This window comes from Tenacibaculum sp. 190130A14a (assembly GCF_964048965.1).
In the GTDB taxonomy this organism is placed as follows: domain Bacteria; phylum Bacteroidota; class Bacteroidia; order Flavobacteriales; family Flavobacteriaceae; genus Polaribacter; species Polaribacter polynesiense.
Map to the genome: position 1 here is coordinate 2,132,376 of NZ_OZ040189.1, position 14,097 is coordinate 2,146,472.

Annotated in this window: 13 protein-coding genes; 11 read left to right on the forward strand and 2 right to left on the reverse strand. The window is 28.9% G+C overall.

The window, feature by feature from the left end:
- The first annotated feature begins 244 nt into the window (after positions 1-244).
- From ABNT22_RS10145 to ABNT22_RS10165, 5 genes are all read left to right on the forward strand, one after another.
- Positions 245-1,339: a site-specific integrase gene (locus tag ABNT22_RS10145; protein WP_348716993.1), complete on the forward strand. Its 1,095-nt coding sequence runs from the start codon at positions 245-247 to the stop codon at positions 1,337-1,339.
- Entirely contained in the window at positions 1,332-2,753 is a 1,422-nt protein-coding gene (locus ABNT22_RS10150; RefSeq protein ID WP_348727090.1) for a tyrosine-type recombinase/integrase, read from the forward strand. Before ABNT22_RS10145 ends, ABNT22_RS10150 begins: the two co-directional genes overlap by 8 nt.
- Positions 2,743-4,824, forward strand: a complete 2,082-nt coding sequence (locus tag ABNT22_RS10155) for a hypothetical protein (RefSeq protein ID WP_348716989.1) — start codon at positions 2,743-2,745, stop codon at positions 4,822-4,824. Before ABNT22_RS10150 ends, ABNT22_RS10155 begins: the two co-directional genes overlap by 11 nt.
- 1 nt (position 4,825) lies before the next feature.
- The gene (locus ABNT22_RS10160; protein WP_348716988.1) at positions 4,826-5,221 is read left to right on the forward strand and encodes a hypothetical protein; all 396 of its coding nucleotides are present in this window, start codon (positions 4,826-4,828) and stop codon (positions 5,219-5,221) included.
- A 295-nt stretch (positions 5,222-5,516) separates the two neighbouring features.
- Positions 5,517-5,807, forward strand: a complete 291-nt coding sequence (locus ABNT22_RS10165; RefSeq protein ID WP_348716986.1) for a hypothetical protein — start codon at positions 5,517-5,519, stop codon at positions 5,805-5,807.
- Between the two features lie 139 nt (positions 5,808-5,946).
- Here ABNT22_RS10165 and ABNT22_RS10170 read toward each other — a convergent pair whose 3' ends face one another.
- A complete protein-coding gene (locus ABNT22_RS10170) occupies positions 5,947-6,915 on the reverse strand; it encodes a succinylglutamate desuccinylase/aspartoacylase family protein (protein WP_348716985.1) in 969 nt (322 codons plus the stop codon).
- Positions 6,915-8,339, reverse strand: a complete 1,425-nt coding sequence (locus ABNT22_RS10175; RefSeq protein ID WP_348716984.1) for a hypothetical protein — start codon at positions 8,337-8,339, stop codon at positions 6,915-6,917. Before ABNT22_RS10175 ends, ABNT22_RS10170 begins: the two co-directional genes overlap by 1 nt.
- Before the next feature lie 336 nt (positions 8,340-8,675).
- Between ABNT22_RS10175 and ABNT22_RS10180 the strand changes: the two genes are divergently transcribed.
- The 6 genes from ABNT22_RS10180 (at position 8,676) to ABNT22_RS10205 (ending at position 14,096) form a co-directional block, all read left to right on the forward strand.
- Positions 8,676-9,017: a hypothetical protein gene (locus ABNT22_RS10180; RefSeq protein ID WP_348716983.1), complete on the forward strand. Its 342-nt coding sequence runs from the start codon at positions 8,676-8,678 to the stop codon at positions 9,015-9,017.
- A gap of 55 nt (positions 9,018-9,072) precedes the next feature.
- Positions 9,073-9,564, forward strand: a complete 492-nt coding sequence (locus ABNT22_RS10185) for a mechanosensitive ion channel domain-containing protein (protein ID WP_348716981.1) — start codon at positions 9,073-9,075, stop codon at positions 9,562-9,564.
- Between the two features lie 408 nt (positions 9,565-9,972).
- On the forward strand, positions 9,973-11,364 hold the full coding sequence (locus ABNT22_RS10190; protein ID WP_348716979.1) for an arginine decarboxylase: 1,392 nt from the start codon (positions 9,973-9,975) through the stop codon (positions 11,362-11,364).
- Positions 11,365-11,419: 55 nt separating this feature from the next.
- Positions 11,420-12,352 (forward strand): agmatinase, encoded by a 933-nt coding sequence (gene speB, locus ABNT22_RS10195; RefSeq protein WP_348716978.1) that lies wholly within the window; start codon positions 11,420-11,422, stop codon positions 12,350-12,352.
- Between the two features lie 2 nt (positions 12,353-12,354).
- On the forward strand, positions 12,355-13,125 hold the full coding sequence (locus ABNT22_RS10200; protein ID WP_348716976.1) for an RMD1 family protein: 771 nt from the start codon (positions 12,355-12,357) through the stop codon (positions 13,123-13,125).
- Between the two features lie 2 nt (positions 13,126-13,127).
- Positions 13,128-14,096: a deoxyhypusine synthase family protein gene (locus ABNT22_RS10205; RefSeq protein WP_348716974.1), complete on the forward strand. Its 969-nt coding sequence runs from the start codon at positions 13,128-13,130 to the stop codon at positions 14,094-14,096.
- Position 14,097 lies beyond the last annotated feature (1 nt).

The window sequence follows — 14,097 nt, forward strand, 5'->3', positions numbered from 1 at the left end:
GAATATAAATTGGCAACAGGTCGCAAAAAGGCTGTAACATAATTGTTAGCTATATAAAACACTAGCGTGTGTTATATCTACAACTATGTTAAATACACACTATTGGGCTTTTTACTCATATATGACATTTGTACTATAATTAATATTATGTTAAATAACATTGAATGTAATATATGTTCATAGTTGATTTACAGTTTGTTATATTAAGAAAAGATTTTATAAATTTATTATATAAAATAAATTTATGATTACTATAACACCAATATACTTTATAAAATCAAAATCTAGATATCCAATTGTTTTCAGAAATGGCTCTGTAGAATATCAATTTATTAAATACTTGGTAATTAATATTAGAAATAAATCCTACAGAACTTTATATAATCATGCTTTGGCTTATAAATATCTGGTACAGTATTTATATGAAATTAAGAAAGAAGATTTTGTTATGTTATTAAAAAATAATCCCGAATCAGTTTTAGAATGCCTAAAGTCTTTTGATCTTTGGCTCAATGATAAACTAAAATCTAAAACTAATTTTAATATTATTATTGATAATGTTTGCTCATATCTCCAATGGTACTTCTATTATAACCGTTTTAACTTCAATCAAAATAGATTAAATAATGTCATTCAAAATTTGAAATTTTCAAAATACAAGATTAAATATATACCAAGTTATAATAGTCTTAATACCAATGATATAACAAGAATCTTAAACTTATGTAATCCAGATAATATAGAAAACCCTTTTAAACATAAAAATAGAGTTAGAAATTATTTAGTTTTTTTAATTTTAATAGAAACAGGCATACGATTAAGTGAGTTATTACTATTGAGAGCAATTGATTTTATAAGGAATGACAACCTTTTTTTTATTAAAATAGATAACAATATAAATGAAAAAGATATTAGAAGAAATACTCCTAGTTATAAGAATTCTTATAGTAAAAGAATAATTTCAATATCAGATAAAACCTACCTCCTATTTGAAGAATACTTGTTTTACTATAGAAAAAATAATGGAACAATACATTATTTATTTACTAGTGATCAAAATAAGCCATTATCCAAATCAAGTGTTCAGGGAATAATAAAAGAAATTTCAAAGAGGACAAGTATTAAATTTTCTGCTCATACATTGAGACATTATTTTGCTGAGTCCATGTTAGAATTTTTAATAGACAAAAAAGACTTAGATATGGAGAGAGCAAAGGATGAATTAAGAGTAATTTGTGGATGGTCGTTTAATTCTAATATGCCAAGTTATTATGCAAGAAGAATGATATCGAAAATGGCAAATAAAACCAATATGCAAAGAATACTTAATTATGAATAACTTACCTAAATATGTGATATTCAAAGGGGATTTACCAAGTGAGATTTATAAAATAAAATTTGCAAGTAATAATTGGAAATGGAAATCAGGCGGAAACAATCATAGTATTTCTTGGGATAGTTTTGATAATCGGACAAAGGAAATATTAAAACTATATTTAATATATCGACAACGTGAGTTATCAATTGAATCTATTTCTAAAAGTGAAGTAGGGTTTATCAATGCTTTAAAAAAGCAAAAAATGTCCATACCTTTTATGCCTAAAGAAGTTTTTTATTTCTGTATTCATTGCAAATATGTTTGTCATATTTACTCTCTTAGAAAGTTATTTGAATTTGGTTTTTTAAAGTTTGAAAATTTATTCTTAAAATACGCTTATGATGAAATAAAGGAGTATAATATACCAAAAAGAAAACCGTATGATAAAATTTTCTTAAATCAAGAAGTAGTTGACTCTAAAGGTATTGAAGAGGTAAAAAGAATCACAAAGTCGGTTGACGAGAATGAATTAGATTTTGAAATTTTGAGGGATAATATAATTTTACAGTTTTGTCTTGAATTAGCCCCTAGACCATATCAATTTTATTTGTTAAACAAATCAGATTTTGAAGTAATTAAAGGTTCGAGTAAAGACTATTATTCTTTGTCTCTCCCAATGTCTAAAAAAATCAAATCTAATAATATTGAAAAACGAAATAGAAGTATTTCAACGAATTTGGGACGAAAAGTTCTGAAACTTTTATTGTTTAAAAATTATAAAAAAAATAGTAATAATGCTTTATTTATAGATAAAAAAGGAAAAAGATTGACTTCATCCAATTTTACTAAAATTGTAAAAAAAGAGACTTTAAAAAAAGGCATTATATTAAAACCCACAGATTTTAGACATAGTTTAGGGCAAGCTCTTGCAGATCAAGGCGCATCTGCTGATATAATTGCTGAATTACTTGGACATAATTCTACAGTTCCTGCGAGAGCCTATATATCTTCAACACCAAAAATTGCCGATATCAAAGCTAAAGCTTTAGCCAAAAATATAACATATCAAAAGTTGAATGAAATGTTGACAGGTAATTTTGTAGAAGATAAAGATATAGAAGGTGAAAAAAGAATTAAAGGAATTATTGGAAATCAATACATTGGAGGTATAGGTATGTGTGGTTTACCTAATGATACCTCTTGTAAAAAAAATCCTGTATATTCTTGTTATACATGTATAACGTTTCATCCTTTTAGAAACAAGAAACAGCATATTGTAGTAAAAGAAGAACTTCAAAAACAAGCTCAATATTTTATAGATATTTCAGAGAAAGGCAATGATATTGAGTATAATAGACCCATAACTCAACTAAATGAAACGATTAGAGCCGTAGATGATATACTTAATATCCTTAAAGAGAAGAATGAATACTAAATTACATATATTTTGTTTTGAGGAGCGAGAAATCTTTTCTGCATTAGATAATCAAATTGATTGGGATAATCATGACTGGAATATTACTAAATGGACTCCTCATAGGGGGGCCATCAAAGTAATTTCTTTTCGTACTACTAAAAAATTTAGCAAGAAAGTTCCAAATACTTATCTAAAAACTAATGGAGACCCCTTACCTACTTTATACATGGATTTTACTAAGTCTTGTCTTAGTTATTTTAAGAGAGTTAGAGGTTCAAAATTTGCTTCAGTAAACGCTTTTTTAATTGAGTTAAAGAGATTATACTTTATAATGTATCAGCGAGGTGAAAAAGATCCAACATTACTTACAAGATGGCATTTTGAAGAGTGTATTAATTATCTAAAAATTATTGAATATAAAAATATATATAACTCTGCTACAAATTTGAAAGTTATTTCAGATTTAATTGATGAAAAAAGACTTACCGAAAAGCCTATAAATTATACAATTAATATAAAAAACAATCATCGTTATTATTCTAAGAAAGACATTTCTTCTGATATAGACTTAAGAGAAAAAAGTAAGCTTCCTAGTTTTGAAGCTATGTCATCATATGCTATTTGTACCAACAATCCGATAAATGAAAACGAAGAGATATTATTGAGAACGATTGATTTACTAATAGTTACTGGAATGAGAGCTAATGAAGTGTGTTATATTCCATATGATTGTTGGGTGGAAAAATTAAAGTTAGATAAGAAAGGGAGTCCAATTTTAGATATGAATGGAAATGAATTAAAAAGCTTTGGAATTAGATATTATGCGGAGAAAAAATTTAAAGATAGGGTTCATTGGTTAGCTCCTCAAGATGTTCCTTTTGCCAAACGAGCCATTGATAGATTAAAAATTTTAACAAAAGAGGCAAGAGAGACAAGTTTATGGCAAGAAAATAATCCTGGAAGATTATGGAAATATGATAAAAATAAAAGTGTTAGTGATTTCGAATTATTGAATACTTCATTAGGCTTTAACAAAATAATATACTTACAAGGATATTTAAGGAGAAAAGGTATTAAGAGTTTGGGAACAAATAAAAATTACTTTGAGTATAGATCGAAAAATAGTAAGGAAGTTTTTTATTCTAAATATTACAACGTCGGTGATATTGAAAAAGAGTTATTAAATACTAAACTGATGCAACGAGATGTACTAATAGATGATAATGGAAAAGTAATATTAAAATTAAGTGAAGTTTTAGCTTTAAGATTTGATGGCGCTTTTAGGTTTAAAAGAAGTTCCAATATTTTATGGGTATATCCAGGTTTAGTTTCAGTAAAGGAAATAAATGAAGCTTTAGGAGCCAATGATTCGATAGAGTCAATTTTTGAAAGAAGAAACTTGACTGAAGCTGATGGTAGTAAAATAAGACTAACAAGTCATAAACCTAGACACTGGAGAAATACTTTATATGAACTAGCAGGAATGTCAAACGTTCAGCAGGCTCTTGCATTGGGAAGGCAAAATTTAACCCAAAACAAAGCATATCAGCACACTACAATAAGAGAAAAAACAAAACTTCATCAACAGTATCTTAGTTTTAATTCAGTAACTGAAAAAATTAGGTTTCTTCAAGAAGGAATCAGAAATAAAAATATTTTAGGCGAAATGACTGAAACTTATCATCTTCTTAAAAATAATAAAAGTATCGAAGATGCTGAAACGTTTTTAAAAACTCATGGTCTAGCTTTACATCTTACACCATTTGGAGGATGCACTCATGATTTTAGTCAATCTCCATGTTTAAAACACCTTCAATGTTGGAACGGTTGCTCACATTTACATAGGACTAATACACCAGGTGAAACTGAACGATTGTTAGAGCAATTAGAATTCGCTAAAAAAAATCTTAATAAAATACGCGGGGATAAACATAATAATAAAAGTAAATGGGAAAAAGATATTCTAAATAAAATTAAGAATATAAAAAAAGCTATCGACCTCTCTCCAACTACAAACCCAATCCAAATGTTTCCGGACGGAATTGAAATGACAAAACCGAATTATATAACTAGAAAAGAATCACTATAGCATGAAGAATTTAAGAGGAAAAGCCCTGGACTTAAGTCTTAAGAAAGAGTTAGACAAAATGATAGATACGGGATATAAGCTTGCTCCAATAACTAGGTCTAACTTACAAAGACGATTAGGGCTTAACAGCAGAGGAACATTAGCTGTTAAGCATAGAGCAGAAATGATTAGAAAGGCGAAAGAGGTTCAACTTAATAATGCAGGGTTAGATATTAGAGGTAAAAAAAAGAGAAACACTTTAAAGCAACAAAATGAATTACTAAAGAAAAAAATAATTCAATTAGAAAGTCAAAGAGATCAATTAGTAGAGCAAATAGCTATGATTATTAATGGGGCTCAAGCTAGAGGATATAATGTAGATGAAATAATGATGCCAATAATTAAAATCGATTCATAATCTTAATAAATATTTTCGTATCAATTTAAGAAAATTGTCAATTTTAAAAGTAAATGTAAATTTACATTAGTTGATGATAAAATAGTAAAGTCTATTTTATTAACAAAACACCTTAAAATAAGCCATTAACAGAAACTAAACAACAAGAAATATATTTTAATGAACTATATAAAATACTAACCTTATAAAATTCAACTTGTCTATATTAAATGGTAAGAAAATAACTATCTTTATTATATATTCCTTATTAAAACAATTATTTAGATAATATTCTTGATAAATAAACTTATGGAAAATGGAAATGATTATTAAAGCAAAGAAATTGATTAATTCTGGAATAATCAAAGATGAATTAACATTCCAGAGAGCAAATATTATTAGTAGAAATCTACGTTTATTAAGTAAAGAAAATATAGAGGCTAAAGAAACTCGTAAAGCTTTAAATGAGTTACTTTATAAATATGAGCAAGCTAATTGGGAAGATTTAAATTCAATTACTGAAGAACAAATTATAGAGAGTGATAAAGCTTTAAATCAAGCAGAACAAGAACGTTTGTTTTATAAGAAACGTAAAGAACTTTTATAAAAAAGTAAATCAGGAGATATAGTCAAGTATAAGGTTATTACGATTAAATTAATCATTGATGAGACAAAATAAAATAGGAGTTAATGACATATTTAATTTAGATTTTTCTGCAATTTTATATATGTTTTTATACCTAACGTTACAATATTCCTAAATGTATTATTCGACTACCAGTTTGCCCTACTGGATTAATACTTTTCCCTATAACTATTCCATCTTCTGGAGCATAATACTCCTTTAAAACCCTACCAAACACATCACGAACTGTTGCTATTAATTCTCCTTTTTTAAGTTTTTGAGTTAGTTGAGAATGTACTTGAAGAACTCCTCCTACGTGGCTATAAATCCAATATGATTTTTTACATATAATAGCAGGGGTTTCAGCTTCTTCCATCTCGGTATCATACATATTTAAAAAAGATAATGTATTATAAACCCCTGTTAAACCAGACCGAATCATTCCCTTCTGAAACTTATCTGGATCACCTACTTCAACAGTTATTGAATCAATACCTAAATCTGCCGCCGCTCCTCGAAGAGTTCCATCTTTCGGAGGTGCATTTAAAATAATTTGAGGATTTTGAATCATCGCTAACTGCTTAGCTACTTTAGAAGATAAATCTGCTCTAATATAATAGGAATTAATTCTTCCAAAACTTGCAGTATGTAGGTCTAATAAAAAATCAAAATTTTTAACTATTCTATTCACAACCCTACTAGCATAAACTTGACTCCTATTCCCTTCTTTATTTCCAGGCATAATTCTATTTAAGTCTTCTCCATCAATAAAACGTCGTTCATTAACTAAAATAGAAGGCACATTAACTACAGGAACACCAATAATAGTTCCTGATAGTTTCTCCAAATCAATTGAGTTAAATAGACGCTGAATAACTGGCATTCCATTTAATTCATTACCATGGACTACAGCCGTTATTCCAAGTGTTGGCCCATCCTCTACTCCTCTTCCAACAATTATCGGAACATAAACAGGCTGACCAATACCATTCGATACTATATGTAACCATCTATATGATAATGTGTTTTTCTCATATGAATCTATCTTGATTCTTTTGATGACAGGTATTTTCTTAAACTTTTTTGCCATTATAGAATTTCCTTAATTAATAGCTCATCATCATTTAACGACTTAAATAACTTTCTCTTAAAACCTCCTTTTGTATTAATCAACCTTATAGCCATTTTATCAATTGCTATGGACGTTAATACTGTTTGAATATAGGCTTCAACCAAATCATCTAAACCTATCCCTAAATTGTTAAACTCTTTTCTTTCCATTAGTAACAATCTATTAGTATCTGACCCCCAATCTCCATTCTCTTTCCTAAAAGATAAATTAGTTCCTAATATATCCCATGACGCTTTCCCATCTTCTAACACATCTTTTAATGGGGATTTTGCTCGTCTAGAATAAATAGATAGTGGTTTATAGCCTTCTTTTGTGCCATGAATCATCATTCTAAAATCTAGTACATAAGACTGCCCTTTTTGGTTTGGAACAGTTCCAACATGATAAAACTTTCCTTCAGAAGTAACAGAACTCCAATTATAATTCCCAACTAAACTTTGGACTATAAATTTATCATAATCAAAATCAAGTTCCATAAAGTCTGTTAATTCCTTCTCATTAACGATAGTATATACCCCTTGTCCTGCATTGCTATAAGGATTTTTTACAACTGCCTTTCCTCCCATATTATTAACCCACAGTGGAATTTCATTTTTATTCACATCCCAAATGGTATGCGGAGTCAAAATTTTAAGATTTTTGTTTAACAGCTCAGCATTGAAGAATGAATAAGCTTTTGATGCTATCATTTTATTTCTACCTCCTGCTAGACAAACTATTGTCGGGTTTATAATTTTTGTTTTCGAACTAATAGGTAATCTATTCCATGGTTTTTGAGTTAAATATCTAAAAACCAACCCTAACTTTATCCAACTACCATCTATTTTTAATTGGATATAGTCTCCACTTGTGTCAATATGGGATTTATCTAATTGGTTGTAAAAAGGAACTAGAAAAACTTCTTTTTTTAATACATCGGCCATTGCATGAGCATAACCAGAGGCTTCCATAAAATTTTTATCATAAATAACTGCCACAGCATCATTAACCTTCTTTTTCAATAAAGGTTTAATCGTTTGTTCCATAAACTTTTTATATCCTCCCTGCTCATCAAACTCATTAAGTAATGGCATAGATTTTTGACCTGACGGACAAGAGTTATTTTCAATAATCACCATTTGTCTTTTTCCTTTCTCTGTAGTTACATGCAATAAATCAGCTCCAGATAAATGATAATGTCTTGGTTTATATCTTAAGATTTCATTTAAATCATCAGGGTTAACTTTTGGGTTTAAATGACAATATCTTTTTACAATTCGATCCGTTGAAAGATTTAAAAAATAGCTTACCATTGGATGTATAGTTGCATTAAGCGACTTTTCATACCAGTGATTCTCAGGTTCAAAAGTACCTGGTAATATAACTTTAATTTCTTCTCTCATTTTGTTTTATTTAATTATTTTATCTTTCCAATAATACGCCAAAAAACAATTAGTTGTATATAAAATCCAAAAACATTTAAACACACTTCAAACCCTTAATAACCAACAAATTAAACACGTATTGAAAAATATTATTTTCATAAAAAAAAATTAAATATTTTTTTTTAATTATATTAAAATTAAAGAGTATTTTTGATTATATAAAATTGAAGCTTATGTAACATCATTTCCTTTGAACCACGAGCATAATTATCGTTTAATTTTTGCTAAAAGCAACTTGGACTTGTTGTGGTTAATTTCCAAGATTTATTATTATTAATTAAAAACTAAAAGGAAATGAATATTAAATTTTTAAAGTTTACGCTTATAGCTGTTTTATCTTCAATATTAATGGCAAGTTCTGTCTTAACTTATTATAATACACTTGATCCTATTAAAATAATTGGAAAATATGAAGGATTTGATGAAATGGGATACAGTTTTTCTTTTGACACCAATGGAGAGGTAGAAACTATCACTTTCGAAAAAGTTAAAAAGGAGTTTATAATAGAATTTAAATTAGATGAAGAAATCACAATAGGTAAAAAATTCGAAATCATTTATTCAATAGTCGAATCTGAAGATGATGAAGATTACTCCATGGAGTTAATCTTAGAATCTTTAAAACTAGTTGAATAATTTTTATAAACAGACCTCATTCAAATTGAATGAGGTTTTTTAAGCATACAAAAAAATGTACACTATAGTTATTCAAATTTCCATACTATTATTAGCTTTATTTACGGTAATAAGCCTAACAAAAAGATTAACAAAATCCTATATTGTTAAAAATTCAATAGAACCACATAGAAGAAAATTAATTCTTAATTTGTTTTATCTCTTTTATCTTATTACTTCATTTTTTCTACTCTTGTTAATTTTAGGAATTGAGTTTAAACAATTTGGTGTATTTGCTACATCAATATTAGCTGTTTTAGGGGTAGGTTTTTTTGCTCAATGGTCAATGTTATCAAACCTAACTGCAAGTATTATTCTATTCTTTTATCATCCTATGCGTATTGGAAATACAATAAAAATTCTGGATAAAGATTATGATTTAACAGGTGAAGTAAAAGATATTACAGGTTTTTATACTCTACTCTTTCTACCTGAAGACAATAAACATATTACTATTCCTAATATTATCATCTTATATAAAGGAATAGAATTAATAACTCCCAAATAACCAATTAGTTATTTTTTTTAAAAAAAATATTAAAAAAGTTTTTTGTATTAAAAAATAGTTTACATTTACCGCAATCTTATTAGATAAGTTAAATGTTACGTTTTGCTTATTTCGTAAACAACTTTTATGAGAAGACAAAAGGTTGTTTTGTATTAGGAAAATACAACGAAAAAATTAAGGTGTCTTCATCTTCAAAAAAATACTCTTTACCACTGAATTTTGACATTCAGTGCGGTGGTTGTTTAGCACTACGAGTCTAAGTATCATTTTATTTTTTTATAACAAACTCGCTACAAGGTAGCAGTAACGTTTGTTTCCAATGCATTTAAAAAAGTTTCAGCAATATGCCGAAACCATTTTTTGAATTATCTGTCCGTACAGGAAATTCAAGCAAAATAAACCTAAAAAATGAATACTAGATATAAAGATTTAATAGAGCAAACATTTGATTTTCCTCAAGCGGAATTTCATACAGAAAAAAACAATTTATTTTTTCACAACATTGATATTATGGAATTAGTAAACCAGTATGGGGCTCCTTTAAAGTTTACCTACCTTCCTAAAATATCAGAAAACATTAACCGTGCAAAACAATGGTTTTCAAATGCTATTGAAAAACACAATTATAAAGGAACATATAATTACAGTTACTGTACTAAAAGTTCACATTTTAAATACGTGTTAGACGAAGCACTAAAAAATGACATTCATATTGAAACATCATCTGCTTTTGATATCGATATTGTTAAAGCACTAAAAAATGAAGGAAAACTTAAAGACAACGCGTATGTGCTATGCAATGGTTTTAAACGAGATCAATATATAGCAAACATTATCAGTTTAATTGACGGAGGACATTCAAATTGTATTCCAATTATTGATAATTATGAAGAACTTAACTTGCTATTAGATGAGACAAAAAGCAAGTTCAAAGTTGGTATTCGTATCGCTTCAGAGGAAGAACCAAAATTTGAGTTTTATACAAGCAGACTGGGTATTGGCTATAAAAACATTGTATCATTTTATGAACGTGAAATAGCTAATAACCCACAGGTAGAACTAAAAATGCTACACTTTTTTATCAATACAGGTATTAAAGACAACGCATATTATTGGAATGAGTTATTAAAATGTCTAAAAGTATACATCAACTTAAAAAAAGTATGTCCATCCTTAGACAGCTTAAATATTGGAGGAGGGTTTCCAATTAAAAACTCATTAGCTTTTGACTATGATTATGAATATATGGTAGATGAAATCATTAACCAAATAAACAAAGCTTGTGAAGAAGCAAAAGTTGATGTTCCTCATATTTTCACAGAGTTTGGAAGCTTTACAGTAGGCGAAGCAAGTGGAGCAATTTATGAAGTATTGTATCAAAAAAAGCAAAACGACCGTGAAAGATGGAACATGATCAATTCATCTTTTATTACCACAATGCCAGATACTTGGGCTATTAATAAACGATTTATTATGCTTCCTGTGAACAAATGGAATGATAAATATGAACGAGTTTTACTAGGTGGATTAACATGTGATAGTGATGATTATTACAATTCAGAGCAGCACACTAACGCAATTTACCTTCCTGTTTACGAGAAAGAAAAACCACTATATGTGGGCTTTTTTAACACGGGAGCCTATCAGGAAACTATTGGAGGTTTTGGCGGATTACAACACTGTTTAATTCCACACCCAAAACATGTGTTAATAGACATAAACGAAAATGGAAAGCTCACAACCAAACTGTTTAAAGATCAACAAAAAAGTGAAGAATTTTTATCAATTCTTGGGTATTAAAACGTTTAGTTATTCTGAAAATTTTAAGAGTAATAACACAACAATTAAAACTAAAATGAACACGAAAAATTACGCTGGTATACCAGACCAATACGCAAAGTTAGAAAAAGCAAATATTGTACTTATTCCTGTGCCTTATGACGGTACTAGTACTTGGCAAAAAGGTGCAGATAAAGGGCCTGATGCATTCTTACAAGCATCAGAAAATATGGAATTATACGATATCGAAACCAATAGCGAAGTATATAAAGAAGGAGTGTATTTAACGGAAGCTATAACTGAAAATTCTTCACCAGAAGCGATGGTAGAGGCAGTACATTCGGAAGTAAAAAAATACATTAATAAAAAGAAGTTTGTAACTATTGTTGGTGGAGAACATTCTATATCTATAGGTACTATCCGTGCCTTTGACGAATGTTTTAATAACATCTCTGTTTTACATATTGATGCTCATGCCGATTTACGAAAAGAATACGAAGGTTCGACTTGTAATCATGCTTGTGCAGTTTATGAAGCAAGTCAAAACACCAATTTAGTACAAGTAGGTATTCGTAGTATGGACGTCTCTGAAAAATCCTCAATGAACATGGAAAAAGTTTTCTTTGCACATGACATGGCTGTAAATGAAGATTGGGTTGACGATGTACTAGATCAATTAACTGATAATATCTTTATAACATTTGATTTAGATGCTTTAGACCCATCAATTATGCCTAGTACTGGAACACCAGAGCCAGGAGGATTACTTTGGTATGAAACATTAGATTTTTTACGTCGCGTTTTTGAAGAAAGAAACGTTGTAGGATTTGATATTGTAGAGCTATGTCCCAATGAACTTGATAAATCATCAGATTTTTTAATGGCCAAATTATACTACAAGATGTTAAGCTATAAGTTTTACTTAAACGAAGAAGATGAAGATGAAGAAGACAAAAAGGAACATAAAGCTATCTCTAAGTTTAGAGAAGACGAATACGAAGAATATTAAAAATGTTAGTCAAAGCATATCATTTAGAAGTTCAAATAGATCTGAGTAGAATCCGAAATTGGTTTTCCAAGTATCAATTGTTAAAAAGGGAGCATACTTTTATTCTATATAAAACAAATAAGGAATCTTACATCTACTTAAAAAACTATGGCAGTGTAGTGTTTTTAAATTGTGAGAATTTTGAAATAGTAACTGTTTTAGAGTATTTAAATGGAACTAAAAACAATATGGAAACAATGCTTTCTGAAGAGTATGAAATAACCATAAATGACGATATAGAAGTTGATTTTGGAAGTATACAAATTAAAGAGCTCCATGATGATATAGCGCATATTATTATGTTGAATTTGGCACAATCAGTAGCGCTAATGAATTATGTGAACAAGGCTTCTGATTTGCATGAGAAAACCATGGTGTATTCTCGACAGCTTGAGCACACAGGAAACTTTAAACTATCAAAAACAAAAATGCGCAAGTTTATAGGCAGAACTTTAAATCTAAAAAACAACATAGCCGAAAACTTGTTTGTATTTGACTCACCAGAAGTAGCTTGGAGTGACAAAGAACTGTCAGTTTTAGATTACAAGTTAAAAGATGAGCTGGATGTTGCAAAAAGACATCAGGGTATTGAAAATAGTCTAAACGTAATAAAAGAAAATTTAGACCTATTTAGTGATATCATCCATCATAAATATAGTAGCATGCTAGAATGGATAATCATCCTTCTTATCTTATTTGAAATCGTACAAGTTTTAATCGAAAAAATATTATAAAAATGAACAAACCAATTACAAATTTTATAGAAAAATACTTTTTACACTTTAATGCAGCATCGTTAGTAGATGCTGCCAAAGGTTACGAAACTCAATTAGAACAAGGAGCTAAAATGTTAATTTCTTTAGCTGGTGCTATGAGTACTGCGGAATTAGGAAAAATTTTTGCTGAAATGATTCGTCAAGACAAAGTGCACATTATTTCATGCACAGGAGCCAATTTGGAGGAAGATATCATGAATTTAGTGGCACATTCTCATTATAAAAGAGTTCCAAACTATCGTGATTTAACGCCTCAAGATGAATGGGATTTATTATTAAAAGGCTTAAACCGAGTAACAGACACTTGCATACCAGAGGAAGAAGCTTTTCGAAGATTACAAAAGCATATTTTAAAGATTTGGAAGGATGCTGAAAAAAATGGAGAACGCTATTTTCCGCATGAATTTATGTACAAATTATTATTATCAGGAGTATTAGAAGAATATTATGAAATAGATATTAAAGATTCTTGGATGTACGCTGCAGCTGAAAAGAATTTACCAATGGTAGTTCCAGGATGGGAAGATTCTACTATGGGAAATATTTTTGCTTCCTATGTTTTAAAAGGAGAATTGAAAGCTTCTACGATGAAAAGTGGAATTGAATACATGACCTTTTTAGCAGATTGGTATACTAATAATTCGAACAATGGAATTGGCTTTTTCCAAATTGGAGGAGGAATTGCTGGCGATTTTCCTATTTGTGTAGTACCAATGCTTTATCAAGATATGGAACAAGAAAACACTCCTTTTTGGAGCTATTTCTGTCAAATTTCAGATTCGACAACAAGTTATGGTTCTTATTCTGGAGCAGTTCCTAATGAAAAAATCACTTGGGGTAAACTAGACATAGATACTCCAAAATTCATTATTGAAAGTGATGCCACTATTGTTGCTCCATTAATTTTTGCGTATCTTTTAAACATGTAAA